Origin of the sequence: Chryseobacterium gambrini, assembly GCF_027920505.1 — a bacterium.
Classification (GTDB): Bacteria; Bacteroidota; Bacteroidia; order Flavobacteriales; family Weeksellaceae; genus Chryseobacterium; species Chryseobacterium gambrini.
In genome coordinates this window covers 2526453-2544237 of record NZ_CP115857.1, presented here as the reverse complement: position 1 = coordinate 2544237, position 17785 = coordinate 2526453, and the positions used below count along the sequence as shown (strand labels likewise).

The window sequence follows — 17785 nt, the reverse complement described above, 5'->3', positions numbered from 1 at the left end:
TTAATCGGTATAAGAATTTAAAAAGATGAATGGTTTAACTGTTTGATTTTCATTCTGCTTATTCTATTCAGCAGTCAATCATTTCTTAAAAGCATTTCATAGAATATAATACTTCTCCGTTTTCCTCTGCGATAAAATAATCAGATTTGAAAGTCAACTATAAGAGTAGTTGGTTTAGGTCGATCATGCAATACAAGAGCATAAAAAATCTCCCGCAAATTTCACATATTCAGTAGATGTCTGTAAAATCTGGGGGAGAATATATTTCAGGAATATTAAATATTCTTCAGATACTCTTCAAAAAACTTTTTCTGAGAATCAAAAGCAATATCCTCGAGATTCAGTTCTTTTAAAGGAATCCAGACTGCTTCTGAAATTTCAGACAGTTCAAGATCCACTTCAAATTTTTCCGGAACGCGGTATTCATAAAAAAGATCAATGGTATTATAATCAATCTCTTTGTACTGATAGACGTTTGGAAGGCTCGTTAAGTACTTTAAATTTGAAATATCAACATCCAGCTGCAGCTCTTCAAAAAGTTCTCTTTTACAGGTTTCTTCTGCACTTTCCTTCGGATCTACAAAACCTCCTGCAAGATCGAGTTTTCCCTTTTTAGGATCTCTGTTTCTTCTTGTAAGATAAATTTCATCATTATATCTTATTACCACCGCTACCGCTCCGGCAACGTTGTTGTATAATGTGAAACCACAGTTTTGGCAGCTCCATTTTCTTTCTCCATCCCACTGTAAAGATTCTTTGCCGCAGTTGGGGCAATATTTCAATATTTTCATTGAGTTACATTAATATTTCTCGGGTGATAAGACAAGATCACATCACGCAGCTCTTCTGTTTTCAGGTGGGTGTAGATCTCTGTCGTCGTAATACTGGAATGACCGAGCATTTCCTGAATATAACGAAGATCTGCACCATTCTGAAGCAAATGGGTTGCAAAAGAATGTCTGAATGTATGCGGTGATATCTTTTTGCTTACGCCCGCTTTGTCTGTTAATTCTTTTATAATTAAAAATACGATTACTCTGGACATCGACGTTCCGCGACTGTTCAGGAATAAAGTGTCTTCGTATTTCTTATTAATTTTACTTTTAGAACGTACTTCCTGAATATAATTTTCCAAAAGATCTGCCGTATAATCCGCTAAAGGAACGAAACGTGTTTTGTTTCCCTTTCCGTTTACCTTAATATACTGCTCTTTAAAATTGATATTGGAAATTTTCAGATCAATAAGTTCCGAAACACGGAGTCCGCATCCGTACAGAACTTCGATTATACACTGGTTTCTCTTTCCAAGGTCGGAATTTACCTCAATCGCGCTGATAATCTTATTGATATCGGGCAGACTTAAGGTATCCGGTAAGTAAAGACCCAGTTTAGGACCTTCAAGCAAAGAAGCGGGATTGTCTTCACGGTATTCATCCTCCAGTAAAAATTTGAAGAATGCTTTAATGGAAGAGATCCATCTTGCCTGAGATCTTTCGCTGAATTTTTGTTTGGAAAGATTGAAGATGTATTCCTGCAGATTTTCGTAGCCTATAGTATCCGGTCCGACGTTGTCCAGATCTTCTTCTGCGTATTCTTTTAGTTTTTTGATGTCTCGAATATAGGCGTCGAGAGTGTTTTCTGAAAAGTTTCTCTCGAATCGAAGAAAGATCTCAAAATCCTTAATTTTTTCATCCCAAGTCATGTTGTGTTATTTTTTTAGTTCACTTTCCGAAATTTGTTCTATTTCAATATCGTGGTTTTTTAAAAATGATATCCCGTCGTCATCCGAATATTCATTGATGTAGACAAGTCTGGTGATTCCCGCCTGAAGAATGAGCTTACTGCATTCTTTACAGGGTGAGAGCGTTAAATACAGTGTTGCGCCTTTTGCAGACTGCGTGGAAGCTGCCAGTTTTAAAATAGCATTGGCTTCTGCATGAAGTACGTACCAGTATGTTTTCCCGTCATTGTCCTCACAGCAGTTTTCAAATCCTGAAGGAGTACCATTATAACCATCTGAAATAATCATCCTATCTTTTACGATAAGAGCTCCTACTTGTTTTCGTTTACAGTAGGAAAGTTTTGCCCATTCTTGAGCCATTTTTAGATAAGCTTTGTCAAACTTATTCATACCGCCGCATTTGTTTGTTTCGAAATAATTTGTATTAAGGGTAAAAAAGGCTAGAAGCCCGGCTTTCTTTTTTCAAGAAAAGCAGAAACTCCTTCTTTTTTGTCGTCCATTTCAAAAAGCTCTCCGAAATATTTAATCTCAGTTTCAAAACCTTTATCCGTGTCCGATAAGTTTACAGCTTGAATTGCTTTGTAAATTGCCATTGGTGAATTGTGGGCAATAACGTTGGCTAATTCTTTTGTTTTGTTTAATAATTCTTCTATTGGATATACTTCATTTACCAGTCCGATTTCTTTTGCTTTTGCAGCAGGAATCATCTTGGCAGAGAAGATCATTTCATTGGCAATGCCTTTTCCTACAAGCTTCGGTAATCTCTGGGTTCCTCCGTAACCGGGAATTAATCCTAAAGTTACTTCCGGAAGTCCCAGTTTTGCATTTTCCGATGCGTATCTGATGTGGCAAGCCATGGCAAGCTCAAGACCTCCGCCTAATGCAAAACCGTTTACGGCTGCAATTACTGGCTTGGTCATATTTTCAATTTTGTTGAATAAAGTATTGTGTCCGTTTTTGGCAAGTTCTTCTGCCTTTTCCTGTCCAAAATCACTAAATTCTTTAATATCTGCTCCTGCAACGAAAGATTTTTCACCGCTTCCTGTAAGAATAATGACCCTGCAGGATTGGTCTGAATCTAATTCGTCCAAAGCTGAACTTAATTCGCTGATTGTTTTAGCGTTAAGCGCATTTAAACTCTCAGGTCGGTTTATTGTAATAATAGATATTTTATCTTCCTTATTTAATAATATATTTTCGTAACCCATTTTCCACTTTAAAATATTATTCTGTGCAAATTATGAATTTTTTATAAAAAAAAGCAAGAAATATTGATTTTTTTTCCTTCTGATTGAAATTATTGTTTAAGATACTTATTTCGTGTGGTTCATCATATTTGCATCAATAACCACATTCAGTTGAGATGCCACTTTCATTCCAAGCTCAATATTAGCTCTGAAAAAATGACATAACTGTCTGTTAATGATCTCATCTTTTTTCGGTCCCGTGATTCCTTTCATGCTTCCAACAATGTTATTTACAAGGTTTTGCCTGTCTTCCGTATTCATTGCTTTAGTATACAATAATCCGGGTTGGGTGTAATGATCGTCATCATTTTCATTTCTGTTGTAACTTGCTACATGAGCACTGTCCAGTTCATATTCGAAACTTTTGTAGGCAGGATCCGGCTTAATATCATCAAAGCTGTTCGGATGATAGTTTGGCTTATCCTGATAATGGCTTGAATCTGCCATAAATCCGTCTCTCTGATAGTTGTTAACCGCAAAAGGACATCGGTTAACTTCCAGCAGGTGAGCATTTACGCCCACTCTGTATCGGTGCGCATCCGGATAAGAGAATAGTCTTCCCTGAAGCATTTTATCGGGTGAAAAGCTGATTCCGTCGATTAAATTACTCGGCGAGAAAACAGATTGTTCTACGTGCGCAAAATAATTAACCGGAACTTCATTCAATTCCATTTCTCCGACTTCAATTAACGGGAAGTCGCTCTGGAACCATACTTTGGTAATATCAAAAGGATTCCATCTGAAATCTCTTGCCTGATCTTCCGTCATTACCTGAATATACATTGTCCATTTCGGGAAATTTCCTTCCTCAATTGCGTTGCAAAGATCTTCCTGCGCAAAATCAGGATTTTCTCCTGCCATTTTTACCGCTTCATCATTGGTGAAATTTTTAATTCCCTGTTTGGATTTCAGATGAAACTTCACCCAGACTCTTTCATTCTGAGCATTGATCATAGAGAACGTGTGAGAACCGAAACCGTGCATGTGTCTGTGTCCGTAAGGTGTTCCTCTGTCCGACATTAAGATCAGAACCTGATGAAGAGATTCAGGATTCAGACTCCAGAAATCCCACATCATGGTTGCGCTTTTCAGATTCGTTTTCGGAACTCTTTTTTGGGTATGGATGAAATCCGGGAATTTTTTCGCATCCTTAATGAAAAATACCGGCGTGTTATTTCCAACCAGATCCCAGTTCCCGTCTTCTGTATAAAATTTCAGGGCAAAACCTCTTGGATCTCTTGCCGTATCTGCGCTTCCTTTTTCTCCGCCTACCGTGGAAAAACGGGCAAACATTCTGCATGAATTGCCAACTTTAGAAAATAATTTTGCTTTTGTATACTGGGTAATATCGTGGGTAACCGTAAACGTTCCGTAAGCTCCCGTTCCTTTTGCATGAACAATTCTTTCCGGGATTCTTTCTCTTACAAAATGAGCAAGATTTTCTTGTAAAATAAAATCCTGCAGCAATACCGGACCTCTCGGACCGACTGTTTGTGAATCCTGATGTTCGTAATAGGGAGCGCCGTTACTTAAGGTTAATTTTTTAGAATCCATAGATTTATGATTTTTGTGAATGATTTTTTAACTGTATTTGTTTATGTAAAGGTACTAAATATCAAATTTACTTGAATTTTTAATTGCAAATGGCAAAAACATTTTATCTTTGTAATAGATAATATTAATCAGATGAACATTCAGCAACTCGAGTATCTTATCGCGGTTGATAAGTACAAACATTTTGGGAAAGCGGCTCAAGCATGCTTCATTACGCAGCCTACATTAAGTGCAATGATACAGAAATTTGAGGATGAACTGGATGTGAAGGTTTTCGACAGAACAACGCACCCGATCCGTACCACAGATGTTGGGCTTCAGATCATCGATCAGGCGAAGGTGATTATAGAATCTGTCAATGAACTTAAAAATAAAGCCAATCTTTTAAACAATATTTTAGGAGGAACCATCAACATCGGAATTATTCCTACCGTTTCTTCTTTCATCCTGCCTACAGAAATCTTCAAATTTTTGGAAGAAAACCCGAAAATTCAGATGAATGTAAAGGAAATGACGACAGACAACATCATCAAAGCTTTGAAAGCAGGAGAGTTGGATGCCGGAATTATTTCCACACCTTATGATGCGGCAGATGAATTTTATCAGGATTTCTTATTTAATGAAGAATTGATGATTTACAGTTCTGAGAAAGAAGCCAACAAGAAAAACTCTTATGTGGTTCCTGAAGAACTGAATGTAGAAAAAGTGTGGCTGCTTGAAGAAGGAAACTGTCTGAGAAACCAATTCGAAAATATCTGTCATTTAAAAGAAAATACATTAAAGCCTAAAAACTTAGATTTTCTCGCTTCTAATATCCAGACTTTGGTTCACATGGTGGATAAAGTAGGAGGAATCAGTATTTTGCCGGAGCTGGCTCTTAATCAGCTTTCTGATGTACAGAAGGAGAATGTTTTCAGATTTAAGAAGCCTTTCCCGTACAGAGAAATCAGCATTATTTACTACAAACCGACCTTTAAGCAGAAAATTATTGATGAATTATCGCATTCTATCAGAAATTCTTTAGAGAAAAAACTGAATTATCACGAAAATCCGAAAGAATTTGTAAGCATAAAACCGCAATAGTGTTTTATGTTAAATATCATCAAATCATTAATTTAAAGAAGAGATAATAAGTAGACAAAAATTTTGAGTATTAAAAAATAGTACTTAAATTTGCCAACGTTTACGAACGAGGAAAAATTTGACCTGATTGCAACCTCTATAAAAATATGCTAAAACAGTATTCTTTTTTAGACCTTCATTAGACAATTTATTCTTATTTTTCTTCGTATATTTTTTAATCTAAAAAACAAACAGAATAATATGTCTTATTTATTTACATCTGAATCCGTTTCAGAAGGACATCCGGACAAAATTGCCGATCAGATTTCCGACGCATTAATCGATCACTTTTTAGCATACGATAAAAATTCAAAGGTAGCTTGCGAAACTCTTGTAACAACCGGACAGGTGGTTTTGGCAGGTGAAGTAAAATCGGATGCTTATCTTGATGTTCAGACAATTGCCAGAGAAGTTATCAACGGAATCGGATATACAAAAGGAGAATATATGTTCAACGGAGATTCTTGCGGGGTTATTTCTGCAATTCATGAGCAGTCTCCGGATATCAATCAGGGGGTAGACAGAGCGGTAAATGATGAGTCTTTCGAAGCTAAAGCAAACGCACAGGGAGCAGGAGATCAGGGAATGATGTTCGGATATGCAACCAACGAAACGGCAAATTATATGCCTTTGGCTCTGGATCTTGCACATACTATTCTTAAGGAACTTTCTGCGATCAGAAGAGAAAATTCAGAAATTAAATATCTTCGTCCTGATGCAAAATCTCAGGTTACGATTGAGTATTCTGACGATCACAAACCAATCAGAATCGATTCTATCGTAGTTTCTACACAGCATGACGATTTCGGATCTGAAGAAGAAATGCTGAACAAAATCAGAGAAGACATTAAAAATATTCTGATTCCTAGAGTAGTTGCTTTACAGACAGAAGAAATTAAAGCGTTATTCAACGATCAGATCAAATATCATATCAATCCGACAGGTAAATTCGTAATTGGAGGCCCTCACGGAGATACAGGTCTTACAGGAAGAAAGATTATCGTAGATACGTACGGAGGAAAAGGAGCTCACGGTGGTGGTGCATTCTCAGGAAAAGATCCTTCAAAAGTAGACAGAAGTGCTGCTTATGCAACAAGACACATTGCTAAAAATTTGGTAGCTGCAGGAGTTGCCGATGAAGTTTTGGTACAGGTTTCTTACGCAATCGGGGTTGCAGAACCTTGTGGATTGTATATCAATACTTACGGAACGGCAAAAGTAGATCTTAACGATGGAGAAATTGCTAAAAAAGTGTCTACCATCTTCGATTTGAGACCTTACGCCATTGAGCAGAACTTAAAGCTGAGAAACCCGATCTATCAGGAAACGGCTTCTTACGGACACATGGGAAAAGAGCATTATATTGCCAGCAAAACTTTCAATAAAGGTCATAAAAATGAGCTTACTCTGGAAAATCTTGAGTTCTTTACATGGGAAAAATTAGACAAAGTAGAAGAGATTAAAGCTTCTTTCGGAATTTAATTTTAAACAGATACAATATAAATGGCTGCTTTATCTTTTTGATAAGGCAGTTTTTTTTATTTTTACATTAAATAAAATTTGAAGATGATAAACGCCAGATCTGCAATCGCAATCCTTTCCGTATTTTTCCTGAGTACATTTGCTAAAGCACAGTTAACGGTACACAAAATGATAAGTGTAGGATATACTTACCAAAACCAAAGTTTCGGGGAAATAGGAGGGAAGCTGCTTTTCTTAAAAAATGATGATGTTATTTACCGTTTGGGAGGTTCTGCTTTGATGGGTTCTGCGCATTCCCAATTTGCGATTATGCCCAAAATTTCCGCGGATGTTTTACTGAATTTTGAAAAAAATGTAGACTTCAACCATTCCTATTATTTTCTGATGGGAGCAGAAGGAACCAATAAATATTTTGCTCCAAAAGTAGGCGTTACGCTTTTCGGGATTCTGGATCTTACCGGAGGTTATGCTTTTCCGATCGGAAACAGCGGAATCAATGGTAAAGAACTGAAAGGGGTGAATGTTAATTTTACACTAAATATCCCTACTGTATTCATTCATGACATGTTTAAATAGGTTTTTTTAAATTTTTCTCGTAAAAAATTAATAAATGGTTAACAGTTATTAAAAATTTATTATATTTACACCATAGAAAAATTGTATCCGCCTATTGATTCGACTTTACTCTGAAGAATTGTTTTGTATTTACAGCTGAAGCCAGATAAAATATCTGGAAAAATTATAGTCAGCATTATTTATTGAGAAGAAGTTATGAAATCAAAATCGGATAGTTTACTAATTTCCCTTTACCAAAAAGGAGACGAAGAGGCGTTGTCTACCCTTATACATCGCCATCAAAGAGAATTGTTTACATTCATTTTTTACAAAATTAATGATGAAGATTTAGCAAATGACGTATTTCAGGATACCTTCATGAAAATTATCATTATGCTGAAGGAAGGACGCTATAACGAGGAAGGAAAATTCATTCTTTGGGCAAAAAGAATTGCTCACAATCTTATTATCGATCATTTCAGATTGAAATCTAAAAATATGAAAGTTTCAGAAACTACTTTTGAAACGGACGAATATTCTGTTTTTGATCTTTTGAGAGAGCCTTCCGAAAATATCGAAGATCAGTTGGTTACCAATCAGATTCAGGAAGATCTTTTAAGAATGCTTCAGTTTCTGCCTGAAAATCAGCAGGAAGTCATTAAATTAAGATTTTTTGACGGGTTAAGCTTTAAAGAAATTGCAGATCATACCGACATGAGTATTAACACTACACTGGGAAGAGTACGCTATGCTTTAATTAACCTGAGAAAAATCATGGAAGAAAATAATATTATCTTAACACGCTAGATAATAATTTCGGAAAATTCTCGTTTTTAAGGAAAACATTTTCGCCTATGAGAAAAAATGATCCCTTAAAAGTGAAAGCTTTGAAACCTAAGAAACAAACCATTGAGTTTTTACTCAACTTTTCAAAGAGCGTCGAGGTAGTGAAAGCCAAAGGCAAAAATTATCCGGTATCCAAGAATTAAAATTATTAATTTTGTGCTGTATGAAAATTCAGCACATTTTTTTTGATCTCGATAATACACTTTGGGATCACCGCCGCAATGCATATTTAACGATAAAAGATCTTTTTGAGAAGGAAGAAATCGGGTTAAAGTACAACATCAATTTTGAAGAATTCCATTCTGTTTATCATGAAATTAATGAAAAACTCTGGGAAGATATCCGCGATGGAATTATCGATAAAGAATATCTCAGGAAACACCGTTTTTACGATACCTTTAACCGTTTTGGAGTAGATGATCCGGAATTGTCGATGTATTTTGAAGAACATTTTTTAGATAAAATTCTCAATCATAATGAGCTGGTAGAAGGGACAGAATATATTTTGGAATATCTTAAAGCAAAAAATTATACCCTGCATATTATTTCAAATGGTTTCAAAGAAGTGACGGAGAGAAAGTGTATTTTATCCGGCATTGATAAATATTTTCAGACTATCACAAGCGCAGATACAGTCGGAGTAAGAAAGCCACGTCCCGAAATTTTTGAATATTCTCTGAATCTTTCAGAAGCCACAAAAGAAAACAGTATTTTAATTGGCGATGACTGGGTTGCAGATGTTGTCGGTGCTCAGAATTTTGGTATGGATGTTATTTTCTTTGATGTTTTAAAGGAAAACAAATCTGAAGAAGGCTTGAAAGTAATTACGCATCTTTTGCAGATTAAAGAGTATTTAGGATAGTGTCTCGCTAACCATGTAATGAAAAAACTATTATTAGAAAATTTTGAGTCCTTAGAGTTCTAAAAATTTTTATTAAATCCAATTAAAATACTTAAAGGTAGTAATTTTTGGGTATAAAAACTTTCACTAATATTATTTATACTATATCCACTAATATATTTAGTATTTAACAAATTTCTTCCTTGAATAAATATATTCATTTTACTATCAATTAGTTTATATGAAGCTTTTAAATCAACAAAAGTGCTGTGTTTTTGATTAGACTGTCCAAATAAATAGTACTCTATATTTGAATCTATAAATAACTTGCTTGAAAGATTATAGTATAAATTAAAATAACCGTTTTGATTTATATAATCTCTTTTATTATTTGTAAACGTCAAATAGTTAAATACCCAATTATAACCTAATTCATAATTAATAGATTTCAGCCAACCTGATTTTAGTTCAAAGCCTAATGTGTAATTAGTAGACCTGGTTTTTTGAATCCTACTATCATTAACACTATTTTCATAAGAAGATTTTGAGAGTTTATTAATTAAACTAAATCTTGAATTAATTAGATTAATAAATTTTTTAAGTTCCAAATTTACATTTAAATAATAGTTGTTTTTAAGTATAATTTTCTGATTAAAAGTATAATCCGAATTAACAATAAAGTTGCTTGACATATAGTCATTATTGTGTAAATAATTAATATTAAAACTCATGCTTTCTTTTAAAACATTCCCTAATTGGTAATCAAAATTGATATTATAATTTGGTAATATATTGAAATCAGTATTGCTCTTTGCAAAAATTCTATTTCCCATATATATATACCCATTGTATATATCTGTAATTTCGGTGTTTGAAAAAGTTTTAATATACTCTAATGCAAAATTCCCTGTAGATTTGTTCTCGTAACGAATTGTAAAAGTAGGAGAAAACAAAAAATCATTAAACGTATTTTTATTATCTGATTTTACATTTAGAAAGCTGCTATTTCCACTTACTTTAAGTTTCCATTTTTCAGCTTTGTATTGATAAGTTGGATTTATGAAAAAATTGGTTTTTATTATTTCTAAATTATTATCAAAATTTAGGTCTTTATTAGCCCAAACTTCATTTTTATTATTATCTAATAGGCGTATTTTAGATAATAATTTATCTATCTGATTTTCTCCACCGATTGGTAATTCAATATTATGCTTTTCAAATGATTTAATATAAGAGATTTTAAATCCACTATAAGAATATTTTGAGTCTATATCTTGCTGTAAAAATTCAGATGCTGGATGATTAAAAATTTTTTGAACAAGATTATTCTTCTCAGTAAGGGAATAAGGTCTGTCCTGTAGCATAAATCTCCCCACTCCTACAATAGCTGTGGAACTGTCAATTTTTTTTGTGTAAACTAATTTATTTTCATTGGAAAATATTTTATTTAATCCATATTGCGGATTATACTCATTATTAAATATAAAATTGTTATCATTATTGTTATCAATCCAACTCAATTTATTATAAAAATTGACAGAAGAATTATTCTTGAAATCTTTAGTTAATTCTAGTTTTGTTACAATATTTTGTTGTTTAAGCTTCCAAATTTTCTCTTCTTTATTGCTGAATTTTAAACCATCATAATCAAAATTATAAACACTGTTAATTTGATTTTCATTTCCAATTTTATTGTAGATTCCTGCGATTTTTAAATAATATCCACTTCCGTAATTTTTTATGTAATTAAATGCGCCTAAGTAATCGTTATTAAAGTTTGTTCTTTTCTCTTCAAATAAACTGTTATATACATGGAGATTAATAATTTTAGTTGAATTTTCTATATTTCCAATATTTTCAACCGAATTTTCTGTTGAATTTTTTATAAAATATTCAACACCTTTCATTTCGTTAATTCCAATATTATTTGTATTAAAAAGAAGATATATTTTTTTCTTTTTAGAGAAACTCATTAGATTAATTTTCACCTGTCTAAGTTTTTCAACATAGCTAGTTGATGCTAAAAGATAACTTCCCATCCAACGATTAGAAGATTTATCTTTTAAAGTAATATTCAATACCATTGCTTCACTATTCTCAATGTTTTTAAGAAGTTTATTTTTAGAATATTTACTTATTACCTGTATCTTTTCAATCGGTGCTGAAGGCATATTTTGCGTTAAAATCTGATACCCTTTCTCAAATAGATCGTCATTTTCAACCAAAACCTTTTCTATTGATTTTTGTCCAATTTTAATTTTACCATCCTTATCAATGTCGATGCCAGGTAATTTTTTCAGTAAATCTTCTAAATTATTTTCTGTACCATTGGCAAAAGATGCAGCTTTATATTCAATAGTGTCCTTTTTTAGAGTAATTGGCTTTTTATTTTTTATAATAACTTCCGGTATATCTTTAATGGCTTCTTTTAAAGATATTCTTCCGATATTCAAATTTTCTTGATTTATTACAAGTTCTTTTTCAAAAGTTACAAATCCAAAAGCTGTAATCTTTATTTTTCCTGTTCCTTTAAAATGGGTGGTTAACGAAAACTTACCATCATTATCGCTAAAAATAAATGAATCAATTTGGCTTTTGTCGTCTAAAAAAAGAATATTTGCATGAGAAATAGGCTCTGAATTAAAAAAAACAGAGCCTACTATGACTGTGGATTGTGAATAAAGATTAGTGAGTAGAAATATAAAAAATAAAAAAATTATCTTTTGTATATTGTTATTTAACATTTTCCCATTCAAAAGATTTTTCTATTTTAAAATCCCTATTATTAGATCGTGAAACTACAACCGTTCCTGTTGATCTATTTGCTTCAATTCTTTTGCGTACACTATTAATGTGAGAATTTTCTTTGTCTATGAAATCTTTGTATGATATATAATTTTGATTTTTATCAAAATTTATCCTTTCAGAAATAGTATACTTATTGGTTGCATTTAAGTGTATTTCTATAGCCTGAAAAGTAAAAATATTATCAGAATCAGATATTGATAATATTATCCCAGGTAAACCTCTAAATTTCCATGGACCTACATCATTTGGTAAATCTGGAGTGAACCAGGCAATATATGTTCTTCCTCTAAATTTACCTGTTGCTTTAAAACATTTATATCCCATAATATCTTTAACATCTTTCTTAGAAATTATCCAATTAAAATTCTGATAATTATCTATTGAATATAGAGGCTCCTTTGTAAAACTAATACTTCTAATTTCAAAATTATTTCCTGTATTTCGAATAATCTCACTACTTCTTATAGGAATGTTTTCATTTAGGAAATCTTTTAGACTATTTGCAATATCTTTTTTATAAAAACAGAAAATAGATGTATTGTTTTTATAAGATAATAAAAAGTTTTCAGAAACTTTAGTTTGCCCCGTATCGTCTATAATTTTATTATATAGAATAAAATTGTCTTGTGCTTTTAAAAGCACAAGACAGAATAATAAAATTAAGCATAATTGCTTTTTCATATTTTTTATTTGTTAACCATTCCAACAATCGCCAAAACCGTTATTTATATTACTTACATGCATAATAATTCCATTATCCATGTCACCACATAAAGCGCTTGGTAATTCAATACTCTCTACATATGAACCTTGATATTCACCACAGTTGTTATATTCTCGTTCGATAAATGACATGGTGCAATTGAAAACATCTTCACCTTTTTCATTCTGATTATTTTCAGTAACTACTGTTACAGTTTTGTTTTCAGTTAAAGTAACATCAGTTCCGTTCTTTTTTACATTATCTTTAGCAAATCCTAAAGTTGTTCCAGCAAGTAAAACTGCTGTAAATAACATTTTTTTCATAGTTATGAATTTAAAATTAGATGACAAATATAAAATTAAATTTCAAGTTACTTTGATTAGGTATGAAAAATTTTATTATGTTAAATGACTGAAATTGATTTGGTTGTTAGCTTTTTTAAGATTTGTTATGAAATGGTTTCTATTTAAATTATAATTTACTTTATAAAAGAATTTAGAAATTATAATTTCATTAAAAATTTACTTATAGTAAAAATGCATAAAATTTTAATATGATAAAATAATTTCTATCGGTATAGCTTGAGAAATAAGAAAGCCTTTCAAATCGAAAGGCTTTTGCTTTATATTTAAAAGTTAGAATTAAATTCCCAGACTTTCTCTCACTCTTTTCATCGTTTGCGTAGCAATCACTCGCGTTTTTGCTGCACCTTCCTGAAGTTTTGCTTCAAGTTCATCAAGATTGTTCATATAATAAGAAAAAAGTTCTCTTTCTTTTTCAAATCTTGTTAAAATAAGATCCAGAAGTTCTTTTTTCGCATGACCGTAACCAAAGTTTCCTGCTAAATATTTCGCTCTCAGTTCCTCAGTCTGTTCCGGAGTGGAAATTAACTGATAGATGGCAAAAGTTTTATCCGTTTCCGGATCTTTAGGCTCTTCTAAAGTTTTAGAATCCGATTCAATGCTCATTACCTGCTTTTTCAGTTCCTTTTCAGGCAGGAAAATATTGATGATGTTTCCTCGCGATTTAGACATTTTGTGTCCGTCAACTCCGGGAACGTACTTTGTGTTTTCCTGAAGTTCAGATTGAGGCAAAACAAAAACTTCTCCCATCTGATTATTAAATCTGGAAGCTACATCACGCGCAATTTCCAAATGCTGAAGTTGGTCTTTTCCTACCGGAACAATCTCCGCATCGTATAATAAAATATCTGCAGCCATTAAAATAGGGTACGTAAACAAACCGGCATTCACATCCTGCAAACGGTCTGCTTTATCCTTAAATGAATGCGCCAAAGTTAATCTCTGATAAGGAAAAAAACATGATAAATGCCAAGAAAGTTCACAGGTTTCAGGGATGTCGCTCTGTCTGTAAAAAAATGTTTTTTCGGTATCTAATCCACAAGCAAGCCAAGCCGCAGCAATCTCGTAGGTATTCTGTTTCAGTTCTTTCGCGTCTTTAATCTGCGTTAAAGAATGTAGATTCGCGATGAATAAAAATGATTCGTTTCCTTCCTGTTTCGATAATTCTATCGCAGGAATAATTGCACCCAAGAGGTTTCCCAAGTGTGGTGTTCCGGTGGCTTGAATGCCGGTAAGAATTCTTGACATTGTTTAAAATTTATATTTAAAAATTAATGAACTGCAAATTTAAGCAAAATTACTTTCTGATCGCATTATAGTACAGAATTCCACTTTTTTTCACCCACTGAAAAGGAATTTCTTTTACTTTCTTTTTTTGAATATCTGTAACAATTCCCCGAAAATTATAGATAAGATACGTAAATTTTCCATCATCGAGAATTAAACATTGATCCAGATTGGTTCCAAAAAGGATAAGACTTTGAGTATCTTTTAATTCATTTTTAAAAATTCCGAAAGAATGTTCTTTGTAATATTGTAAGTGCTTTTTAATTTTTTCTGCCGATTCTTCGCTGAAAATTTTTCTTGATCCTGAATGCTGAACATAAACTGGTTTGTTCTTATCTAAAATTTTATTGATAACGAAAGGCTCTCTCAAAGTGCCGCTATTGAGTGTTTGAAAAATTTCAGCAGCTTTTAAAAAGGAAATATTATTATAAAAGTAACCTTCCTTCTTTAAATTTTTGAGATTGAACTGAGATAAAAACTTTGCTTCCTTTTCGTTTATTGTAAGGCTGTTTGAGGAAACTGTCTGATAACCATAATTAAATAAATAATTTTGCGGAATTTCCGAAGCTGAGTTTTCAGCAAGAAAAGTTCCTAATCTGATAAACTTTCTTAAACTGCCGATATTTGCATCATAGCGGTCAAATTTTGCATTTTTAAACGAGCTGTAAAAGTGGATTGTTTTTCTTGTTTTATTATCAACAACAATAATTTTTTCTCTAAACCAATCATTAAATGCTTTTTTATCTTCCTGTTTTAAATTGTAAGACAATGCTTTTTCTAAAATTTTAGCTCTGATAGAATCCAGATTATTTTTATAGGAAATAGAATCTAAAGTTGTAAAAATTTTTAAGTTCTTTTCTTTCGAGTCGATTTTCAGCGTTTGCATTTCCCTTTCAACAAAACGAATGACCGTACTGTCTTTTATTGGGCGGTTATCAGAATAATAGTAAACATTCTCCTTTTGGCAGGAAATAATGAGTAACAATATGAAAAACCATAGAATCTTCATGTATTTAAGGAATCAAAACCTTATCTCCTCCAAACTTTGGTTCTACGCCTAAAATTAAATCCAGATACGCTTTTGCTTTAGCCAGATATTCTCTCAGATTCGTCTTCAGACCGGCATATTTACTCACATCGGGAGCATTGTAGCCGAAAGCTTCCATTCCGTTTTGTTGGGCTAAAAATACTGCCCTTTCATTATGGAATTTCTGCGAAACAATGATTATTTGATTTTGCCCGAAAATATCCTTTGCACGTACAACAGAATCCAGTGTTCTGAAACCGGCAAAATCCAGAAAAATATTATCCTTTGGAACTCCGTATTCTATCAAAGCCATTTGCATATCTTCAGGTTCATTATAGTTTTTCTGGCTGTTGTCTCCGCTTACAATAATGTATTTCGCCTTTCCGCTTTTATACAAATCGGCTGCAGCCTGAATTCGGTTATAAAAATAGGCATTCGGTTTTCCGTTGCTCAGTGTTTTTCCTGTTCCCAGAAGTAGTGCCGTTTTCATTTTAGGAACTTCTGAGATATTGTATGATATATAGGCTTCGCTGTCTTTTTTAATGCTGTAATTCGCCCAGGCAATAAAAATAATTCCTGCCACAAAAAGAAGCAGGAAAATTTTAAAAATGTTTTTAATTAATTTTTTCATCAATAGTATCTTCTTTTAAAATTCCAGACCATTTGGAAATGCTTTTTTTCTGAAAATCAATAATAAAGCCGCCCCCACTGTAATTGCCGAATCGGCTACGTTGAAAATATATTTAAAAAATTCTATATGTTTTCCTCCGATTAAAGGCCAGCTTTCAGGAACGTTCCAGTCTACCAGCGGAAAATGCAGCATATCAACTACACAGCCTTTCATGAAAGTAGAATATCCTTCCCCGAAACTGGTGAATTTCGAAATCCCTCCATACCCGATCCATCTGTTGATGCTCTCATCATAAACTGTTCCGCTGTCAAAAATAAGTCCGTAAAACATTCCGTCAATCAGATTTCCTATTGCTCCGGCAAAAATCATTGCCATCGGAATCAGAAGATAATTGGATTCTCCCCGCTGTAACCATTTTTTAAATAAATAGATCATTCCGCCGATCAGGATAATTCTTACCAGAACCAGAAAATATTTACCGATAATGCCTCCGAAATGTAGTCCGTAAGCCATTCCCGGGTTTTCTACAAACGTTAATTTAAACCCCGGAAGTACAGAAATACTGTCATCAAGATTAAAGTGCGTTTTTACATAAATTTTCGAAGCCTGATCTATCAATAAAATAAGCAAGGTTACAAATGCTATCTTCTTCATTATAATCCTTTTGGTTTGTAAGGTTTTCCTATCTTTTCGTTTCTTTTGTCAACGATTTTCTTTACCGTTTTCTCGTTGTGATGAGTATTCTTGGTATGGAATTTTTCGAACTTAATGTTCATTTCTTTCAAAACACTTTTCAGGGCAGTAAGCTCCATTGCGTTTTTGGTGTGGACTATTATGGATTCCATTTTTTTTAATTTAAATTTTACTTTTTAGACAATTCGTCAAGTCTTTTTCTGTCTTTTGCCGACAGATCATTCACTCCGTTTTTTCCCATCTTGCTCAGAAGACGGTCGATCTCTTTTTCCCTTTCCCGTTTATCAGAATTAAACTGATCGTCAATCGTATAATTACGCTTTTCATCCGGAAAGAACCTGTTTTTAATCCGGTCTCTGTTGAAAAATGCCAATACGACGGCAACGATAATTCCTAAAATTAATAATTCGCTCATGGGTAGATATTAAAAATTAGGTTTATAAAGTATTCCTCGAAATACGATATAAACCCAAATTTATTGTAGCTAACCTTGTGGTTATTTCTGCATATTTTTCGCTTCGATGCTCAGCGTAGCATGAGGAACCGCCAACAGTCTTTCCTTCGGAATAAGTTTACCCGTTACTCTGCACACACCGTAAGTTTTGTTTTCAATTCTTATCAAAGCGTTCTTCAGGTCACGTACGAATTTCTCCTGTCTTCCGGCCAAAATAGAATTCTGTTCTTTACTCAACGTTTCAGCACCTTCCTCAAATGCTTTGAAAGTAGGGGAAGTGTCATCCGTACCGTTATTTTGGTCGTTGATAAAACTTTCTCTGATCAGTTGTAAATCCTTTTCAGCCTTTTCTATTTTTTCCTTAATGATTGCTTTAAACTCTTGTAAATCAGCATCACTGTATCTTACTCTTTCGTCTGACATGTTCGTTTC

General features: G+C 33.1%; 20 protein-coding genes. 5 read left to right on the top strand and 15 right to left on the bottom strand.

Annotated features, from left to right (window positions below; all coding sequences use genetic code 11):
- Positions 1 to 275: 275 nt before the first annotated feature.
- The 5 genes from PFY09_RS11485 to PFY09_RS11465 all read right to left on the bottom strand — a co-directional run bounded on the left by PFY09_RS11485 (position 276) and on the right by PFY09_RS11465 (position 4542).
- Complete coding sequence (locus PFY09_RS11485; RefSeq protein ID WP_271159787.1) at positions 276 to 791, bottom strand: NUDIX hydrolase; 516 nt, start codon at positions 789 to 791, stop codon at positions 276 to 278.
- The gene (gene xerD / locus PFY09_RS11480; RefSeq protein WP_076396226.1) at positions 788 to 1702 is read right to left on the bottom strand and encodes a site-specific tyrosine recombinase XerD; all 915 of its coding nucleotides are present in this window, start codon (positions 1700 to 1702) and stop codon (positions 788 to 790) included. Before xerD ends, PFY09_RS11485 begins: the two co-directional genes overlap by 4 nt.
- Before the next feature lie 6 nt (positions 1703 to 1708).
- The gene (locus PFY09_RS11475) at positions 1709 to 2131 is read right to left on the bottom strand and encodes a deoxycytidylate deaminase (protein WP_271159786.1); all 423 of its coding nucleotides are present in this window, start codon (positions 2129 to 2131) and stop codon (positions 1709 to 1711) included.
- Positions 2132 to 2181: 50 nt separating this feature from the next.
- Positions 2182 to 2949 (bottom strand): enoyl-CoA hydratase/isomerase family protein, encoded by a 768-nt coding sequence (locus PFY09_RS11470; protein ID WP_271159785.1) that lies wholly within the window; start codon positions 2947 to 2949, stop codon positions 2182 to 2184.
- Between the two features lie 105 nt (positions 2950 to 3054).
- On the bottom strand, positions 3055 to 4542 hold the full coding sequence (locus PFY09_RS11465; RefSeq protein ID WP_108410956.1) for a catalase: 1488 nt from the start codon (positions 4540 to 4542) through the stop codon (positions 3055 to 3057).
- Between the two features lie 132 nt (positions 4543 to 4674).
- Between PFY09_RS11465 and PFY09_RS11460 the strand changes: the two genes are divergently transcribed.
- The 5 genes from PFY09_RS11460 (at position 4675) to PFY09_RS11440 (ending at position 9409) form a co-directional block, all read left to right on the top strand.
- Positions 4675 to 5625 (top strand): LysR substrate-binding domain-containing protein, encoded by a 951-nt coding sequence (locus PFY09_RS11460; protein ID WP_076396233.1) that lies wholly within the window; start codon positions 4675 to 4677, stop codon positions 5623 to 5625.
- 240 nt (positions 5626 to 5865) lie between these two features.
- Positions 5866 to 7146, top strand: coding sequence for a methionine adenosyltransferase (metK, locus tag PFY09_RS11455; protein ID WP_108408705.1), 1281 nt, complete (start codon positions 5866 to 5868; stop codon positions 7144 to 7146).
- Between the two features lie 84 nt (positions 7147 to 7230).
- Positions 7231 to 7722, top strand: coding sequence for a hypothetical protein (locus PFY09_RS11450; RefSeq protein WP_087708305.1), 492 nt, complete (start codon positions 7231 to 7233; stop codon positions 7720 to 7722).
- A 195-nt stretch (positions 7723 to 7917) separates the two neighbouring features.
- Positions 7918 to 8508, top strand: coding sequence for an RNA polymerase sigma factor (locus PFY09_RS11445; protein WP_087708309.1), 591 nt, complete (start codon positions 7918 to 7920; stop codon positions 8506 to 8508).
- A gap of 202 nt (positions 8509 to 8710) precedes the next feature.
- On the top strand, positions 8711 to 9409 hold the full coding sequence (locus PFY09_RS11440; protein WP_271159784.1) for a YjjG family noncanonical pyrimidine nucleotidase: 699 nt from the start codon (positions 8711 to 8713) through the stop codon (positions 9407 to 9409).
- Positions 9410 to 9468: 59 nt separating this feature from the next.
- Here PFY09_RS11440 and PFY09_RS11435 read toward each other — a convergent pair whose 3' ends face one another.
- The 10 genes from PFY09_RS11435 to PFY09_RS11390 all read right to left on the bottom strand — a co-directional run bounded on the left by PFY09_RS11435 (position 9469) and on the right by PFY09_RS11390 (position 17776).
- A complete protein-coding gene (locus PFY09_RS11435) occupies positions 9469 to 12132 on the bottom strand; it encodes a peptidase associated/transthyretin-like domain-containing protein (RefSeq protein ID WP_271159783.1) in 2664 nt (887 codons plus the stop codon).
- Positions 12122 to 12877, bottom strand: a complete 756-nt coding sequence (locus PFY09_RS11430) for a GLPGLI family protein (protein ID WP_271159782.1) — start codon at positions 12875 to 12877, stop codon at positions 12122 to 12124. Before PFY09_RS11430 ends, PFY09_RS11435 begins: the two co-directional genes overlap by 11 nt.
- Before the next feature lie 12 nt (positions 12878 to 12889).
- Positions 12890 to 13222 (bottom strand): hypothetical protein, encoded by a 333-nt coding sequence (locus PFY09_RS11425; protein ID WP_271159781.1) that lies wholly within the window; start codon positions 13220 to 13222, stop codon positions 12890 to 12892.
- 318 nt (positions 13223 to 13540) lie between these two features.
- Positions 13541 to 14509: a tryptophan--tRNA ligase gene (gene trpS, locus PFY09_RS11420; RefSeq protein ID WP_271159780.1), complete on the bottom strand. Its 969-nt coding sequence runs from the start codon at positions 14507 to 14509 to the stop codon at positions 13541 to 13543.
- Positions 14510 to 14558: 49 nt separating this feature from the next.
- Complete coding sequence (locus PFY09_RS11415; RefSeq protein ID WP_271159779.1) at positions 14559 to 15557, bottom strand: hypothetical protein; 999 nt, start codon at positions 15555 to 15557, stop codon at positions 14559 to 14561.
- Between the two features lie 4 nt (positions 15558 to 15561).
- Complete coding sequence (locus tag PFY09_RS11410; RefSeq protein ID WP_271159778.1) at positions 15562 to 16206, bottom strand: SanA/YdcF family protein; 645 nt, start codon at positions 16204 to 16206, stop codon at positions 15562 to 15564.
- A gap of 15 nt (positions 16207 to 16221) precedes the next feature.
- The gene (locus tag PFY09_RS11405) at positions 16222 to 16860 is read right to left on the bottom strand and encodes a lipoprotein signal peptidase (protein ID WP_087708317.1); all 639 of its coding nucleotides are present in this window, start codon (positions 16858 to 16860) and stop codon (positions 16222 to 16224) included.
- Complete coding sequence (locus PFY09_RS11400) at positions 16860 to 17051, bottom strand: DUF2683 family protein (protein ID WP_076396253.1); 192 nt, start codon at positions 17049 to 17051, stop codon at positions 16860 to 16862. Before PFY09_RS11400 ends, PFY09_RS11405 begins: the two co-directional genes overlap by 1 nt.
- Before the next feature lie 17 nt (positions 17052 to 17068).
- Complete coding sequence (locus tag PFY09_RS11395) at positions 17069 to 17314, bottom strand: DUF6576 domain-containing protein (protein ID WP_087708319.1); 246 nt, start codon at positions 17312 to 17314, stop codon at positions 17069 to 17071.
- Positions 17315 to 17395: 81 nt separating this feature from the next.
- The gene (locus tag PFY09_RS11390; RefSeq protein WP_002983772.1) at positions 17396 to 17776 is read right to left on the bottom strand and encodes a TraR/DksA family transcriptional regulator; all 381 of its coding nucleotides are present in this window, start codon (positions 17774 to 17776) and stop codon (positions 17396 to 17398) included.
- Positions 17777 to 17785: the final 9 nt, after the last annotated feature.